This window comes from Asticcacaulis sp. AC460, assembly GCF_000495795.1.
In the GTDB taxonomy this organism is placed as follows: domain Bacteria; phylum Pseudomonadota; class Alphaproteobacteria; order Caulobacterales; family Caulobacteraceae; genus Asticcacaulis.
The window spans coordinates 44,028-61,843 of record NZ_AWGD01000043.1 but is presented as its reverse complement, the minus strand read 5'-3'; the positions used below and the strand labels follow the sequence as shown (position 1 = coordinate 61,843).

Below are 17,816 nucleotides of genomic sequence, written 5' to 3'. Positions count from 1 at the left end.
CTGGGTCGCATAGGTCAGCGACACCACCTGTGAGCTGGGACGATCCAGGATGATGACGAAACTGGCTTCACCCGCCGCCTCGTCGATAATGAAGTCGCTGATCGAAATCACCGGTGTACCCGAAGGCGCATCGTTGTCGACGATGATCGCCGTTCCGACATTCTTGGCCAGGGTGACATTGTTGCTGGGGCTGTACAGTTCCAGGGTGAAGGCCTCGTTGACTTCATCCAGGCTGTCGTTGGTGATCGGGATTCGAACCGTCATCTGTGTGACGCCGGGTGAAAACGTCAAAGAACCGGACAGGCTGGTGTAGTCGTTGTAACCGGCCGTCTGGTTATACGTTTGCCAGTTCACCGTTACCGCCGTCGCGCTGATCTCGTTGAGGCGGATGACGAAGTCCACATACGCCGCATCCTCGCCGACCACCACGTCATCGACGGATAATGAAATCGCCATTTAAGCCCCCTTTAAGAACAGGATTTACAACCTACAGGAGGCGTATTCCCTCGCAAGCGGAAAGCAAAAAAGAGTTAAATTCTCGCCATAGATGTGCCCGGCCCGCCACAGGCCGGTTAATCACCACACCATATGGCTGAGCACATCCGCCTGGGTTGCCCCGATCACGGTGATCGTGTTGCTGGCATTGAAGGTGATGACGACATTGCCGCCGACCTGAGCGACCAGGCTGTTATTGGCCACCCCGCCGGTATAGGCATTGACATTGATCGTGTCGTTCTGCGCCGCGCTGAAGTCGTAGATGGTGTCCTTGGCGCTGCCGGCTTCGAACAGGAAGATGTCCGCCCCTAAGCCCCCCGTCAGCTTGTCCGGTCCACCCTTCCCGTTCAGCGTATTGTTGCCGTCATTGCCGATCAGCGTGTTGCTATTGGAATTGCCGGTGGCGTTGACATTGGCCGTACCCGTCAGCGTAAGGGTCTCGGCAAACCGCCCGGCGAGGCTGTAGGTCACGGTCGAATAGATGAGGTCCGTCCCGGCGCCGCCGGCCTCGACGACATTGTCGCCGGTATTCTGGACATAGTAGGTATCATTGCCCAGACCGCCGCTCAGCACATTGTTGCCGCTGTTGCCGGTCAGGGTGTTGTTCAGTCCGTTGCCCGTACCGTTGATCGCAGCCGATCCGGTCAGGACCAGGCTTTCGACCTCCGCCGACAGCGTATAGCTCACCGAGGCATTGACCACATCGCCCCCGCCGGACGCCGCTTCGGTGACGACATCGCCGGCATCGTCGACGGCGTAGGTGTCATTGCCGGTGCCACCGATCATGGTGTCCGCGCCGGCGCCGCCATTGAGACTGTCATGGCCGGCGCCCGAGTCCAACGTATTGGCGTTGGCATTGCCCACCAGGATATTGGCCAGGCCGTTGCCGGTCGCGGTCACCGCGGCATCCGTAAGGGTCAGGTTTTCGACCTGCTTGCCCGCCAGGCTGTACGTCACCGTCGAAAATACCGTGTCGATCCCCGCCCCGCTGGCTTCGGACACGTGATCGGCGGCGTTCTGGATGTAATAGGTGTCATCGCCCAGCCCGCCGGCCAGGGTGTTGTTGCCGGCATTCCCGGTGAGCACATTGTTCAGCCCGTTGCCCGTCCCGTTGATATTGACGCCCCCCAAGAGCGTCAAACGTTCGAACTCGCTGCCCAGCGTATAGCTGATGGTCGATTCGACCAGGTCCGAACCTTCGCCGGCCGCCTCCGTGACCGTAATACCGGACGACTGGATAAGATAGGTGTCGTCCCCTGTGCCGCCGATCAGCGTATCGGCCCCACTGGAACCGCCGTACAGTCCGTCATTCCCACCCAACCCCGTTATGACATTGTTGCCGGTATTTCCGTAGAGGGTCTGCCCCAGGCTGTTGCCGGTGGCATTGATATCGGCCATGCCGGTCAGGATGAGGTATTCGACGTAGCGGCCGCTCAAGCTAAAGGTCACCGAAGAATAAACAAGGTCCGTCCCTTGACCGTTGGCTTCGACGACATTATCGCCGGTGGAATCGACCTCATAGTTGTCGTCACCCAGCCCGCCGATCAGGGTATCTGCGCCAGCAAGGCCGGTAAGAAAATCGCTGCCGAGACCGCCAGTCAGCACATTGTTTCCGCTCGTCCCGAACATATAGTTGTCAAGATCGTTGCCCGTACCGTTGGTATTGGCGGTACCGGTCAGGTAAAGGTCCTCAACGTTCGCGCCAAGCGTGTAGCTGATGCCCGAGCTGACCTGGTCAAGACCGGCGTCCGCCGTTTCGGTGACCACGTCCCCGGCGTGATCGACGTAGTAAATGTCCCAGCCGTCTCCGCCGGCCATCGTGTCAGCGCCCGCGCCACCATCCAGCAGGTTGTCGCCGCCATTGCCGGTCAGCACATTGTTCAGCCCGTTGCCGGTACCGTTGCTGTAGGCCGATCCTGTAAGGGTCAGCCGTTCGACCTCGCTGCCCAGGGTATAGCTGATGGCCGACTCGACCAGGTCGTTACCTTCGCCGGCCGCTTCGGTGACCGTATCACCGGCCGTGGTGATGACATAGGTGTCGTCACCCGCGCCGCCGATCAGGGTGTCTGCCCCGCCGTCTCCGCCATCCAGACGATCGTTGCCCCCCAACGCCGTCAGGGTGTTATTGCCCGAATTGCCCGTCAGGGTCTGGGCCAGGCTGTTGCCGGTGGCGTTGATATTGGCGGCCCCGGTCAGGGTCAGAAATTCGATATATCGGCCGCTCAAGCTATAGGTGACTGTCGAGAAGATGGTGTCCGTGCCCTGGCCATTGGCCTCGGTAACGACATCTCCTGTATTGTCGACACTGTACGTGTCGTCATCGAGACCTCCGACCAGGGTGTCAGTCCCCAGGCCACCATTCAGGGTGTCATTGCCGTTGCCGCCATAAATGGCATCGTTACCGTCGATGCCATTTATCGAATCACCACTGTCATAGCCATAGATGGTGTCGGCGCCGGCGCCTCCGTCCAGCTGGTCAATCAGGTGGTTGCCATAGATCAGGTCGTCGCCGTCCTGGCCGAACAAAATGTCGAACCCGTCGGTGCTGCCATGAAGCGTATCGTTTCCGGCGCCCCCGAGAAGCGAGCTGTTGCCGGCCTCTCCGAACATTTCATCATGGCCGTCGCCGCCGATCAGCGTGTCCTGTCCGGCACCGCCATGGATAATGTCGTTGCCGGCGCCGCCGGCGATATAGTTTTCGCCGTCCGTACCGGTCAGCGTATCATTACCGCCACCGGAGATCAGATTTTCCATCTCCGTGAAGCTTTCATTGAAGAATTGCGTCTCTCCCGTCGCCAGATTGACGTTGTAATTGCCGATGTACAAGGTGGTATCCAGCGTATCATTACCGGCACCGCCGACAATGGAGTCACCGCCGAACACGGCATAGATATAGTCATTGCCGTCGCCGCCCAACTGCGTGTCGTCCCCCCCGCCGCCGCCGTCCAGCGTATCGTTACCGTCCCCACCGCTCAGCGAGTCACTACCGGCGCCGCCTTGTACGGTATCGTTGTCAGCCCCGCCGTCAAGCGTATCCGCCCCGCCGTCACCGCTGAGAGAGTCGTTGCCGGCATAGCCATAGAGCTGGTTGGCGCCGGCGGTGCCGATGATCGTCTCAGCCCCCTGCGTCCCCAGCGCCCGCTCGAAGTTCACAACCGTGTCGGCCCCGGTGTTATCGGTATAGGTCCCGGCCACCAGATTGATGACCGCACCGACATCACCGAACCGCCAGCTATAGTCGACTGTGTCGTCGCCGTCGCCGCCGTCATAGACCGAACCGTAAGATGTCGATTGGGTCTGGATATAGTCCGCGCCGTCTCCACCATAGATCTGGTTGACGCCGTTGCCGCCATAGATGACGTCGAAATCGCCACCGCCATAGACCGTGTCATTGCCTTCCCCGGCATAGAGCGAATCCTCCCCGTCCAGGCCGCTGATGCTGTCGTTGCCATCGCCGCCTTCGACAACGTCAACGCCTGCGCCGGCATCGAGCGTATCGTCTCCGGCAGCGCCCAGCAGGCTGTCATTGCCGTTCCCGCTGACCAGACTGTTGGCCGTGTCTGTCCCGGTCAGCGTATCGTTACCTGTGCCGGAGATGATGTTTTCCATCTCCAGGAAAGTCTCGCCACCGAAATTACTCAGTCCGGTCACCAGGTTGACGGCATAGTTGCCATTGTAAGAGGTCGTGTCGAGCGTATCGGTACCGTCGCCGCCGGCAACCGAATCGGTCCCGTTGGCGGCATAGATATAGTCGTCACCGGCGCCGCCGGATTGGGTCGAGCCGCCCAACGCCGTCAGCGTATCATTGCCATCACCGCCGGAAAGCGAGGAGCTGAACCATGCCGTGATACTGTCATTGCCGGTGCCGCCGTCCAGCGTGGCATTCCCGTCCAAGCCGTTCAAGGTATCGTCGCCGCTGCCGCCGATGAGCGAATTGACACCCGCGCCACCCGTCAGGGAGTCGTTATCTTCCGCGCCATTCAGCGTGTCATTCCCGTCGCCACCGTTCAACGTGTCATTGCCGGTGCCACCGAAAAACTGGTCGAAGCCATTGACGCCATTGATCAGGTCGTTGCCGTCCTCGCCAAACCCTATCGCATGGTTATCTGTGCTGCCATTGAGCGTATCGTCGCCGGCACCGCCGACCAGCGAATTCAGACCGCTGTCGCCGTTGATCAGGTCATTGCCGCCGCTGCCGAGCAGTGTATCATTGCCGGCGCCTCCGTTCAGCGTATCATTGCCGTCACTGCCATCGACCGTGTCATTGCCGTCACCGCTGGTGATATGATTGGCCCCGACCGTCCCGGTCAGCGTATCGCTCCCGGCGCCCGAAACGAGATTTTCCATCTCCAGGAAGCTCTCATCGAAGAATTGCGACACCCCCGTCGTCAGGTTAATCGAATAATTGCCGTTGTAAGAGGTGGTATCCAAGGTATCGGTGCCATCACCGCCGACGATGGTATCGGCGCCAAACACGGCATAGATATAGTCGTTTCCGGCGCCCCCCAATTGCGTATCGTTGCCGCCACCGTCACCGTTCAGGGTGTCGTTCCCGTCGCCGCCGACCAGCGAGTCGCTGCCGCTCCCGCCATACAGCGTATCAGCCGCGCCGCCGCCTTCCAGCGTGTCATTGTCCGTGCCGCCTTCCAGGAAGTCGAACGACGCCCCGCCGACCAGGCTGTCTGCACCGCCCTCACCCAGGATGTGGTTGTAGAACTGATCGGGCGGATTCTGGAATTGCAGGACGGTCAGATCCGTATTGGCCGCAAAGACGGTGTCGTTGCCCAGCCCCGCGCTCAGCAGCCGAATCTCGGCCGGCAGATTGAACGTGGGCGAAAACATATTGAAGGGCCGGAAATCGTAGCTGTCGGCGCCTGCCGTGCCGACGAACTGGGTCAGGTAGCTGTCGATATTTTCGATGGCCACGAACGGCAGGCTGGTCCCCAGTTGCAGCACGCCCTGGATCAGGTCGATGCTGTCGGTGCCGGTACCGCCGTCGATGCTCCATCCGGCGATGTTGGTGACAGCGTTGAGATCGTATCCGTCATTGCCGTTCTCACCAGACATCGTGTCGGTGCCGCCAGCGCTGATCAGCAGATCGTCACCGTCATAGCCTAACAGGTAGTCGTTGCCTGCCCCCCCGGTCAGGGTGTCATTGCCATTCCATCCGTCGAGCGTGTCGTTGCCATCGCCGCCGTCGATGCTGTCATTGCCGTCACCGCCGAAAAGGTCGTCATCCCCGCCCAGCCCGGAAATCGTGTCGGGGTCCGCGCCGCCGTTGATCGTGTTGTTACCCCCGTCGCCGGTGAGCACGGCGCTGCCGGGTCCACTGTTGACCGCAGCCGAGGGCGCCAGGAATACGGCGGCCAGATCGGCGTCGAGGATGCTGTCGGCGATACGGGTCTTCATGGGGGCGGCTCCTGGCAGCAGGGATCAGGGCTCAGCCGGTCTGGCCGCTGCCCGTCCATGGAAAATGACGAAAAAGGAATAATAACAGCGGTACGAAACCACCCTACCGCAGCTTAGGAAAAAATTAACTACAAATTTGCGCGCACGACGAAATTTCTATCCGCAAGGCGCAGCGGCAGATGACCGCCACGCCTTGCTAAAGATTACCACACCATATGGCTGAGCACATCGGCCTGGGTCGCGCCCAGGACCGTCACCGTATTGCCGCCGCCCAGATTGATCAGCACGTTCGCGCCCGACTGCGTCACCATCCCGGCATTCGCCACACCGTTCGTAACGGCATGGATGTCGATGCTGTCGTTCTGCGCCGCGCTGAAGTCGGTCACCGTGTCCGCCCCGCTGCCAGTGGCAAACAGGAAGACATCTGCTCCCTGCCCCCCCGCCACTGTGTCGTTTCCAGCGCCTGCCTCCAGCATATTGTTACCGGAATTGCCGGTGATCATATTGTTCAAACCGTTACCGCCGCCGTTGGTATTGCCGTTTCCAGCAAGCAACAGGTTCTCGACATGCGCGGACAGATTATAAGTGCTGGTCGCTATAACCCAGTCAGTTCCCTGCCCCGCCATTTCGCTGACGACGTCACCGGCACTAACGAAAAAGCTGTCGTCACCGAACCCGCCATTCAGCGTATCATTGCCGCCGCCGCCATCCAGCCAGTTCCTGCCGGAATTACCAACGATGATATTGTCACTAACGTTACCGTTCCCTGTAAAATCGCCACTGCCCGACAGCAGCAGGTTCTCGACATTGGCCGAAAGGTTGTAACTACTGATCGCAACGACCCAGTCACCCCCCTGCCCTGCCGCCTCCACGACAACGTCACCGGCATTGACGAAAAAGCTGTCATTGCCCAGTCCGCCGTTCAGCGTATCGTTGCCGCCGCCGCCATCCAGCCAGTTATTGCCGGAATTGCCGCCGACGACATTGTCACTAACGTTACCATTCCCGGTAAAATCGCCACTACCCGACAGCAGCAGGTTTTCGACATTGGCCGAAAGGTTGTAACTGCTGGTCGCGACGACCCAGTCCACGCCCTGCCCCGCCGTCTCCACGACAAAGTCACCGGCATTGACGAAAAAGCTGTCATTCCCCAGACCGCCGTTCAGCGTATCGTTGCCGCCGCCGCCATCCAGCCAGTTGTTGCCGGAATTGCCACCGATCAGGTTGTCCAGGACGTTACCATTGCCAACAAAATGGCCACTGCCCGACAGCAGCAAGTTCTCCACATTGGTCGACAGGTTGTAGCTGCCAGTCGAAACGATCCAGTCGCTTCCCTGCCCGCCCGCTTCAACGACCACATCTCCGGCATTGACAAAGTAGCTGTCATTGCCTTGCCCGCCGCTCAGTGTGTCGTTGCCGCCGCCGCCATCCAGCCAGTTGTTGCCGGAATTGCCACCGATCAGGTTGTCCAGGACGTTACCGTTGCCAACGAAATGGCCGCTACCCGACAACAGCAGATTCTCGACATTGGCGAACAGGTTGTAACTGCTGGTCGCGACGACCCAGTCGCTCCCCTGCCCCGCCGTCTCCATGACAACGTCACCGGCGTTGACGAAGAAGCTGTCATTGCCCAGTCCGCCACTTAGCGTATCGTTACCGCCGCCGCCGTCCAGCCAGTTGTTGCCGGAATTGCCACCGACGACATTGTCACTAAGGTTGCCGTTCCCGGTAAAATCACCACTGCCCGACAGCAACAGGTTCTCGACATTGGCCGACAGGTTGTAACTGCTGGTCGCGACGACCCAGTCCACGCCCTGCCCTGCCGCCTCCACGACAACGTCCCCGGCATTGACGAAGAAGCTGTCATTGCCCAGTCCACCACTCAGCGTATCGTTACCGCCGCCGCCATCCAGCCAGTCGTTGCCGGAATTGCCGATAATGACGTTGTTACCACCATTGCCGTTGCCTGTAAGATGTCCACTGCCAGTCAGGGTCAGGTTTTCGACAAAAGGATTCAGGTTATAGCTGATGCTGGCCATTACCAGATCCACGGGACCGGAATCGGCATATTCCAGAATTCGGTCGCCGGCATTGTCGATGACATAGGTGTCGTTACCGTACTCACCGAACATCTGGTCCGCCCCGGAACCACCGTCGAGATAATCACTCCCCAAACCGTACAGGCGGTCGTCGCCGCCGAATCCGTAAATGTCACCGCTGGTTATAATCGTATCGGCGTATTCGCTGCCCCAAAAGACCTCAATGCTCGAATAACCATCAAACCAGGCGTAGCCGTAAAGTTCGGGATGGACGAGATCCGTCACCCCCACCTCCAGATAAATACCCCCGGGGGCAGCAAGATAGGACACAGTGTCCTTTCCCGCGCCGCCCACGATATTGTCACCGCCAACGCCAGCTTCGATAAAGTCGTCGCCATCGCCACCATAAAGCTCATAAAACAACGGACGGCCATACTGATCCACCGGTGTGTTATTCCCGCTCACGAGATGATCGTCACCCCCCTCTCCGTAAAGGTGACTTGCGACACCGGACGCATAGAGCGTATCGCTATAGGCGCCCCCACGGACGCCCTCCATGTTGAACAGGATGTCTCCTGCGGCCTCGCCCGTATTGCCGCCTGTGTTGTCGAGATGAACGACGACGCCCGTCAATGCGGTGCTGTAGTCGGCGATATCATAGATTTCTTCGCCGGCCCCACCGTCCAGAAAATCACTCCCGATTCCACCACGCAGCACGTCGGCGTCGCTGTCTCCCAGGAGCGTGTCGTTGCCATCAGCGCCGATCAGCACATCCTCACCGGCACCGCCGGCCAGGCTGTTATTGCCAGCATTGCCGACGATCAGATTATCCGACGCGTTGCCCGCGCCAGTGAGATGCCCCACCCCCATGAGTCGAAGATGCTCGACATAAACGTCCAGACTGTAATTCACCGAGGCGTAAACGACGTCATAGGCGCCGCCGTCATTAACACCCGCGGTCATTTGTTCGCTGACTACGTCACCCGTATTATCGACATTGTACACGTCATTACCGCCGCCGCCGTACATGGTATCGGCTCCGGCGCCACCGTTCAGCAGGTCGGCTCCGCTCCCGCCCAGCAGGGTTTCATTGCCACCCTGCCCTTCCAGCGTTTGGCCGGCGCCTTCGCTGCTAAAGGCAATGCGCTCGATCGGATTGAATAGGCCGCCGGCGATTCTGACACCGCCTTCCCACTCACCGAAATAACGGCCTATATTGACCACCAGGTCATCGCCCCTGACAACCATGTACAGGTCGCCGGGCAGGGCCGTTCCATCGATCAGCAAGGTGTCTGTGCCCCCCGTATCCACCAGCAGGTCATCCCCGCTGGATAATCCGAAGCCCATATTGTCGTGGATGCCTGACACAACATAGGTGTCATTGTCTTCACCGCCGATCAGCCGGTCGAAATCCGCGCCGCCGGTCAAGACGTCGTTGCCGCGACCGCCTTCCAGAACATCCCGTCCGCCCAAACCGGACAGGGTATCGTTGCCATCGCCGCCGACCAGCCGGTCATCGCCCCCTGTCGTGAACGGCGTGGCCATATCAAACACCAGAACCTCGGACAGGTTGTTGGTATCGCCACGGATGAGCGATCGTGGCAGGTTGTTGCTGTCGGAAAGGTTTACCGAAACGATTGCGCCGTCATCAGAAAAGGAAATGCCCCAGCCGCCTTGCGGCAGGCTTTGCGAACTGGTGAGGTCGTAAAGGATCGTTCGCGTCTGCCCCGTAGCGGGGTTGTAGATCATCAGGTCATAAGACCCGGTATTGGCACCAGACACCGTACCATCCCGGTCCACAAAAGCGACCAGATTGGTAGCGCCGACGAAAACCGGCGGATTGATCTCGAGATTGAAATTGTCGATACCCGATCGAATCCGGGTGATGGCGCCTGTCGCCACGTCCATAATAAAGATGTTTGCGTCGCCGAAAGGATCATCAGGGGTCAGGTTCGGCGTCTCCGTCACAAAGAGAACCTTGGTCCCATCGGAGGAAATCTGCGGCGGCGCCGGAGCCCAAGACAGGCTGAAATAGTCATCGCTGTGGCCGATTAAACGGACCTCGCCCGTCCGCAAATTCTTGAGAAACATGTCGGTGCGCGTGCTGGAAAGTCCCTCACCTGTCAGGTTCGGTGTCACACCGACGTAGGTCATCCATTGTCCGTCGGCCGACAAGGTATAGGAGGTTCCACCGAAAATTCCGTACTCACCTGGCGGCGTCAGCAGCGTCCTCTCACCGCTGGCTACATTCTGCGAAAAGACTCCGTAATCCCAGTAGAGTCCATGCTCGTAAAGGCCTTCGTAATACAGCGTGCCGCCATCGGCCGAAATACTGATATTGCGATAGGTAGCGCCATGCGGATCCGTTCCGGGCGCATACGCCGACACGGTTGTCAGGGCGCCGCTGATCAGGTCTTTGCGGCATACCGAATAGACCGCATCCATGTTGGGATCCGACGGCCAGTCGACACGAATGAAATAGGCGGCCTGACCGTCAGCCGAAAACACATAGGATTTTCCGGCATTCAGCGGAGTATCCGTCAGGATGCCGACACGGTTGCCGTCAACGTCCGCATTGAGCCGGACAATCTGTCCGGTCGCCATGTTGCGAATGAACAGATCTTCCGCGGCCGTCAGGTTCAAACCCGTGTCTGCGATGTCACCGGGGACAATGTCGGACGCCGCGCTGCGGAAAATAATGTAGCTGCCGTCCGGCGAAACAGAGGGTCTGGAGGCGCTGCCGTTGGCGAAACCGCCGTTCGTGGCCGAACTGACGAGGCGGGTATGTTCCTGGTACGAATTGTCGCCGGTCAGGGCGTCGTCAAAGGCGGATCCGATAATGACTTCGATCGAACTGAGCTGGTCGTTTCCGGCGGCACCTGAGCTGTTGGGAACAGTTGCGCTCAGATCGACAGTTACGCCACCGGATGACGTCGAATAGTCCGCTGTGTCCGTTCCGGTTCCGCCTGACAAGGTGTCGTTACCGCCGTTGCCGGTCAGCCGGTCGTTACCCTCTTCACCCTGAAGCTGTTCAGCAGCGTCGTTTCCCCGCAGAACGTCGTCCGCCTTTGTACCTTTGATCAAGTTCATGGTCGCCCCCCGCTCCGAAATTAATACAACCCTTAGGTGGTAGCGCCTCTACCGACCGCTGTCGAGATCCTGCCTCTCAAAACCATGCAAATTACAGCTTCGCCGCATGGGCCTGGAACAGTTCGACAATGTGATCGATCATCCGGCATTGCCGGAAATGGAATCGACGCTGGCGGTGCCACCGTAGGTGACGTTACCTGATGCGCTATTATAATTGGCCTGGGTCATAGATCCCTGGACCGCCAGGGCGGAGCCCCCGACAACATACCCAGTTGCAGAGCCGATGCGTGCGCGTCATCGCGCCTGCCGGAAAGTACGGACATAGTGCAGTCCAGAGATTTGAAAACAGTGTTTCTGGGATATCCCGCCGACTTACCACACCATATGGCTGAGCACGTCGGCCTGGGTCGCGCCCATGACCGTCACCGTATTGCCGCCGCCCAGATTGATCAGCACGTTCGCGCCCGACTGCGTCACCATCCCGGCATTCGCCACACCGTTCGTAACGGCATGGATGTCGATGCTGTCATTCTGCGCCGCGCTGAAGTCGGTGACCGTGTCCTTCCAGGTGCCGGCCATGAACACGAACACATCCGATCCCAGCCCGCCGGCTAGGGTGTCGTTGCCAACGCCACCATCCAGCCGGTTGTTGCCGCTGTTGCCGGTCAGGATGTTGTTCAACGAATTGCCGGTGGCGTTGATGTTGCCCCCGCCCGTCAACGTCATGACCTCAACCGCACGCCCTAACAGCGAGTAGGTCACCGAGCTGAACACCGTATCGGTGCCCTGCAAATGCTGTTCCTGGACGTTGTCGCCGGCATTGTCGACATAGTAGGTATCGTCGCCAAAACCACCAACCAGCTTGTCAACGCCGGCGCCGCCGTCCAGCACATTGTTGCCGGCATTGCCGGTCAGCGTGTTGTTCAGCGAATTGCCGGTGCCGTTCAGATTGCCCGTCCCGGTCAGGGTCAGGACCTCGACCGCCCGTCCAAACAGCGAATAGCTCACCGACGAGATGATGGTGTCGGTGCCTTCGAGATGGTTCTCACCAACACTGTCAGCAGCATTGTCGACATAGTAGGTGTCGTCACCCAGCCCGCCCAGCAGGCGGTCGATGCCCGCGCCACCGTCCAGAACGTCATTGCCGGCCGCACCGTCCAGCGTGTTGTTGCCGCTGTTGCCAGTCATGACATTATTCAGCGAATTCCCGGTGCCGGTCAGGTTCCCCGCCCCCGTCAAGGTCAGTATCTCCACTGCCCGTCCGAAAAGAGAATAGCTGACCGACGAAATGATGGTGTCAGTACCTTCCAGATGGTTTTCACCGACGCTGTCGCCGGCATTGTCGACAATATAGGTGTCATTGCCCAGCCCGCCGATCATCCGGTCACTACCCGCGCCGCCATCGATGCGATTGGCATTGGCATCACCCGTCAGCCGATCGCTGAACCCCGAGCCGGTCAGGTTTTCGAAACCGCTGAGCGTGTCCCAGCCCGCACCAGTCACCTGCCCCGATGTGATGGCCAGGCTGACGGTAACGCTCGCTGCCGCATCGTTGAAGCTGACCGTATCGGTACCGTCCCCTCCGACCATCCCATCATTGCCGGCGCCGCCCAGCACCAGATCGTCCCCGCCATTGCCGACGAGGTAATCGCTCCCGCCTTCACCTCTCAGGGTATCGGCACCTGCCGCGCCGTCCAGATAGTTCCCGCCCGAGCCACCCGTCAGTTGGTTGGCCTGCGCGTTACCGGTGCCCGCATAGTCTCCGCCGACGACCAGATTCTCGACGAAGGGCATCATGGTCATGTCAAGACCGAACGAGCTGACAATCGTATCCACCCCTTCGTTTGCAGCTTCGGTAACCGGAACAGCATAGTTGTATCCCAGCCAGGACACGTTGTAGTAGGTGTCGTTACCGGTCCCTCCCGAAAGCCAGTTGCTGGATGCGTTCGCATAAAGAATATCGTCGCCGGCGCCCCCTTCCAGAGTGCTCGATACGCCGCGGCCGATCAGGACATTGTTGCCATCGTTGCCGATCAGATGATTCCAGCCGGCGCCGCCGGTGACATTTTCAATCCCGTCGACCGTGATCAGGTTGAAGCCTGTATTCTGCTGGACGGTAAGTGACAGGTCGATTGTCAACACCTGCCCGTAGGCCAGCCGGCTGAAGTCGAGCAGATCAATGCCCGCACCGCCATAAACAATGTCCTCGCCACCGCCGACGGCGTAAGCCGTGTTGAACGGCGAGCCGAACACGACCGTGTCGTTGCCCGCACCGCCGGAGAGAATTTCACGCCCCTGGCCGGTCTTGAAGAAGGTATCGTCGCCGTCGCCGCCGTCGACCACATTGTCGCCCTGCCCGGCCGACAACCAGTCATCACCGGCGCCCCCCCAAAAGGTGTCGGCGCCACCAAGGGCACCATCGGCTTCATACAGCTTGTCGCCGCCAGCCGTCCCGGTCAGACGGTCGCCGTAGGCGCTCCCGTAGATGGCGCCGATCGCTTCGAAGCCACTGCAACTGCCGCCTGTAGCGGCGGCGATACCGGCATAGGGATCGGCGCCCGAAAGGTCCAGAGTGACGCTCGCCGTTGCCCCATTCAGCAGGATGAACAGACGGTCGATCTCTCCAGCGCCCTGACCGCCGCCATGGGCGCTGTCACCGATGCCGGCATAGATATCGTCCGCCCCGGCCCCGCCGGTCAGGAGGTCCGCGTCAGTGTCACCTTCGGCGCCGACACCCTGTCCGGCGTGCCAAAGCTGGCCGCCACCGTCACCGGCGGTGACCGTGTCCGCGCCGAGCCCTCCGGCCAGTATGTCGCGTCCCGCCCCGCCGTTCAGTACGTCATCGCCGGCCTCACCGCTGAGCCGGTCATCTCCCGCCACGCCATTGAGCGTATCGGCAGCCCCGCCTCCGTGGATCTCGTCTGCGCCTGCCGCCCCGTCGATCGACTCCGCGGTTACGTCGCCCAGGATCACCATATCCTGCCCTTCCGTGCCGACAAGGCTGAAGTGGCGCTCGAAAACCTTAAGCCCGTTAGGGGTCGTCGACGTCCAGGTCGCAACAAAGCCCCCACCATCGAGCGGCGCCAGGTCGACGGCAAAGAAGCTGCCCTGGGTAAGACGGAAGGCATCCCCTATAGCGTTGCCCATCGCATCATAGTGCTGGGCCCATAGAACTACGGCGGCTCCGTCATCTGAGCTCCAGGTAACTACCAGACTTCCGTCGGTGAGCGTCGTTGCCTCGCCGACATAGGACGTCCCGTCGGTCACGGCACCAATCCGGAACTCATTTCCCAACCGCGTTCCGTCGGCGGCGAAGCGCTGTGCCCGTACCGAGTTACCGCCGAAGCTGACATTCCAGACATCCGCCGTCAGCCAGGTGACAACATACCCGCCATCATCCAGCGTGGTAATGCTCGGCGCATATTGATCCCCTGCCGTCTGCGCGTTCACCAGGAATTCCGTTCCCGCGGCCACGCCGTTGGCATCGAAGATCCGCGCCGTGATGCCCAGCCCGTCCCCGTCATGGGCATTGCTGGCCCACACGACGACAAACCCGCCATTGGCCAGTGCCGCAACCTTGGGCGCCACGATAGTAAAGCCCCGATAGAGTGGATCGAGAACAGCCAGAGACGCAACATCTATTCGCGTTTCGACACCGGACAGGGCGCCTGAAGCCGTATATCTCTGGAAAAGCAGCTTGGGCGCGCCGAGACCATCGTCCTTGGACACCCAGGCAATGACGACGTCACCATTGCTCAACTCTGCCATGGATGGATTGCCCTGGTCGCCGGGACGGGTGGTATTGACAATGAACTCGCCGCCAACAGCATTTCCGCTGGCGTCGTACCTTCGCGCAGCCACGTTGAACGTATAGTCGCTGACTGTCCAGTCGCTGGTACCGGAATACCAGCTCAACATGAAGCCGCCGTCACTCAGCCCGATAACAGTGCTGTTGAAGACCCAGTAGCCGGTTGTGTTTACGGTGATTTGTTCGCCGACCTCATTACCCTGGGCGTCATAGCGTTGAGCCAGGATAGTTGCGCCAGCAGCGGAGTCACTCCAAGTGATGATATAGCCACCGCCCTCCAATTGGGTCACCTGGCTAAACCATTGGTATGCCGATGTCCCATCCGGCAAGGGTTCAATCCAAGTGGCAGGATGTGTGTAATAAGCGGTCGCCATCGCAGTTTTCTCCTCCGTCTCGTCTGAGGATCAGGTGGAAAACCAGGAAGCGTCTGAATCCAACGCCCCAGAACGCCCCCCTTGGTGTCCCCCCTCTCCGCTTCAGGCGGCAGATTACCCCAACTCACACTGCTGGAAAACGGCTATTCGTCGACAGCCAGCAGGTTTCTACAACTTCGCCGCGTGCGCCTCGACCAGATCAACGATATGGTCGATCATGCCGTCATTGGACAGCTTATGGTCCGGCTTACCGCCCAGATAGACCATGCCCGACCCGGCCCCGCCGCCGGTGAAGCCAACATCGGTATACAGCGCCTCGCCCGGCCCGTTGACGACACAGCCGATGATCGACAACGACATCGGCTTGGCGATATGGGCCAGCCGCTCTTCCAGCTTCGCCACCGTCTCGATGACGTTGAACCCCTGGCGCGCACACGACGGGCAGGCGATGATGTTGACGCCGCGGTGGCGTAAGCCCAGCGACTTCAAAAGGTCGAACCCGACCTTGATCTCTTCGACCGGATCGGCCGCCAGGCTGACCCGCACCGTGTCGCCGATCCCGGCCCACAACAAATTCCCCAACCCGATCGCCGACTTGATCGTGCCGTTGCGCAAGGGCCCGGCCTCGGTGACCCCGATATGCAGCGGGCAGTCGATCGCGTCGGCCAGGGCGGTATAGGCGGCCACGGTCAGGAACACGTCCGACGCCTTCACTGAAATCTTGAACTCATGGAAGTCGTGATCGCGCAGGATATTGGCGTGGAACAGCGCGCTTTCGACCATGGCTTCAGGGCACGGCTCGCCGTACTTTTCCATCAGGTCCTTTTCCAGCGACCCGGCATTGACGCCGATGCGCATGGAGCAGCCATGATCCTTGGCCGCCTGGACGACTTCGCGCACCCGGTCGGCCGAACCGATATTGCCGGGATTGATGCGCAGGCAGGCTGCACCGGCCTGGGCGGCCTCGATGGCGCGCTTGTAGTGGAAATGGATGTCGGCGACGATCGGCACATTGGACTGCTGCACAATGGCCTTCAAGGCGGCGGTCGATTCAACATCGGGGCACGACACACGGACGATATCGGCGCCGGCCTCTTCCAAGGCACGGATCTGCGCCATGGTGGCTTCGACATCATGCGTCTTGGTATTGGTCATCGACTGGACGGTAATCGGGGCGTCGCCGCCGACGGCCACCTTGCCCACCATGATCTGGCGGCTCTTGCGCCGCTGTATCATCCGCCAGGGACGAACATGGGTATGGTCGGAAGGGTGGTAGCTGTCCATGAGAAATCCGGGTTACGCGCGAGCCCGCCTTATATCAGGCCTGACGCCGCCTGTAACAACCGCCGTCAGGAAAATTTGTCGCACCTACTGCGCAGCAGGGTTATCAACGGCTGGCAACACCGCCGGTGCCGCCGAACTGCTGGCCGGCGCCGTCTCGACCACAACCGGCTTGGGCCGCACGGACGGCAGGTACGGAATCGGATCGGTCGGCCGCGGCTCGACCTTTGGCGCTTCCGGCTTCGGCGACGTCTTGTAGACCACCGCCACCTGGCCTTCCTGGGCCTGACGCGCGTCCAGCACCGCGGACATCTGCGCCGCACGGCCATTCACCTTGCCGACCGTGGTGACTAGGCTGTCCATCTGGCCGGCATATTCGCCGTTATAATAGACCTCGATATATTTCAGGTCTGAAATCTGGATCACCTTTTCCTGCCAGTCGGTCGCCGGCACGCGATAAGCCTCGCCGGCATTGAGCTGGGTGGCGAAGGAAATGGCGCTGCCGCTGGCGTCACGCACGATCAGGTCAACGCTGCGCGTCGCCTGCAGCGTCACATTCGACGACTCCGGCGGCGCGCCATACACCGCGCCCTGCGGATTGAAGGCCTTGCGCGCCTGCAACACCTCGGTCACCGGCACCACCGCGGCGCTGGCATTGTCGGCGGCCATCATCGAGGAAAAGCCCTCTTCCAGGCCAGGCGTGACATAGGCCTGAGGCACGTCCTGATCTTGCGGCGCCGGCGCCGCGCGCGTCAACTGCATCTGGCCGTCGTGCAGATTGGGCACCGCCCACTTCCACTTCGCGTTTTCGTTCAGCGCCTGGGCGTTGCGCCCGGCATGCGAGACGGGCCTGTGCTGGACGACGTTCCAGATGGCAACGGCGCCGACCACGCAGGCGGCGGCGATGATATAGGCGCGGTAATTCGGCTTGGTGTCCTCGACCGAGGCGCCGGACGGGGCGTGCAGCCGCACCGCCGGTTCCGTCGCCTCGCGCTTGTACATCTCGGCCAGGCTCTCCTCGTCCAGGCCCAGGGCCTTGGCATAGGCCTTGATATAGCCGATGGCGAACGCCCGCGGCGGCAGCACATCATAGGCGACCTGTTCGAAGGCTTCGAGATAGGCCCGGCGCACCCGCGTGATCTCCGAAACCTCCTCCAGGCTCAGCCCCAGCTGCGCCCGCCGGCTCTTCAGCAGTTCCGCCAGGTCGAATCGATCCGGCAGACGGCCGTCGTTCTGCATCGCGTGGGGCTGGTTGCCGCCGCTATACAGGCCCTGATAGGGTTCGTCTTCGATGATGGGGGGATGGTCGCTGGTACTCAT

6 protein-coding genes are annotated in these 17,816 nt (G+C 60.6%); all 6 read right to left on the bottom strand.

Going from position 1 to position 17,816, the window contains the following annotated elements:
• The coding region (locus ABAC460_RS46695; RefSeq protein ID WP_023455800.1) for a Calx-beta domain-containing protein at window positions 1-456 on the bottom strand (456 nt) is incomplete at its 3' end.
• Between the two features lie 120 nt (window positions 457-576).
• Window positions 577-5,904, bottom strand: coding sequence for a beta strand repeat-containing protein (locus tag ABAC460_RS50980; RefSeq protein ID WP_023455799.1), 5,328 nt, complete (start codon window positions 5,902-5,904; stop codon window positions 577-579).
• A gap of 203 nt (window positions 5,905-6,107) precedes the next feature.
• A complete protein-coding gene (locus ABAC460_RS50975) occupies window positions 6,108-11,033 on the bottom strand; it encodes a calcium-binding protein (protein ID WP_023455798.1) in 4,926 nt (1,641 codons plus the stop codon).
• Between the two features lie 372 nt (window positions 11,034-11,405).
• Window positions 11,406-15,131: a beta strand repeat-containing protein gene (locus tag ABAC460_RS50035; RefSeq protein ID WP_162150355.1), complete on the bottom strand. Its 3,726-nt coding sequence runs from the start codon at window positions 15,129-15,131 to the stop codon at window positions 11,406-11,408.
• 252 nt (window positions 15,132-15,383) lie between these two features.
• Window positions 15,384-16,499 carry a flavodoxin-dependent (E)-4-hydroxy-3-methylbut-2-enyl-diphosphate synthase gene (gene ispG / locus ABAC460_RS46680; RefSeq protein ID WP_023455796.1) on the bottom strand — a complete coding sequence of 372 codons (1,116 nt, stop codon included), beginning with the start codon at window positions 16,497-16,499 and terminating at the stop codon, window positions 15,384-15,386.
• A gap of 84 nt (window positions 16,500-16,583) precedes the next feature.
• Window positions 16,584-17,816 carry a helix-turn-helix domain-containing protein gene (locus tag ABAC460_RS46675; RefSeq protein WP_023455795.1) on the bottom strand — a complete coding sequence of 411 codons (1,233 nt, stop codon included), beginning with the start codon at window positions 17,814-17,816 and terminating at the stop codon, window positions 16,584-16,586.

Bases quoted from the DNA above. Each gene is read 5' to 3' on its own strand.
- ABAC460_RS46675 (WP_023455795.1), bottom strand. From the start codon at position 17,816: ATGAGTACCAGCGACCATCCCCCCATCATCGAAGACGAACCCTATCAG.
- ispG (WP_023455796.1), bottom strand. From the start codon at position 16,499: ATGGACAGCTACCACCCTTCCGACCATACCCATGTTCGTCCCTGGCGG.
- ABAC460_RS50980 (WP_023455799.1), bottom strand. From the start codon at position 5,904: ATGAAGACCCGTATCGCCGACAGCATCCTCGACGCCGATCTGGCCGCC.
- ABAC460_RS50975 (WP_023455798.1), bottom strand. From the start codon at position 11,033: ATGAACTTGATCAAAGGTACAAAGGCGGACGACGTTCTGCGGGGAAAC.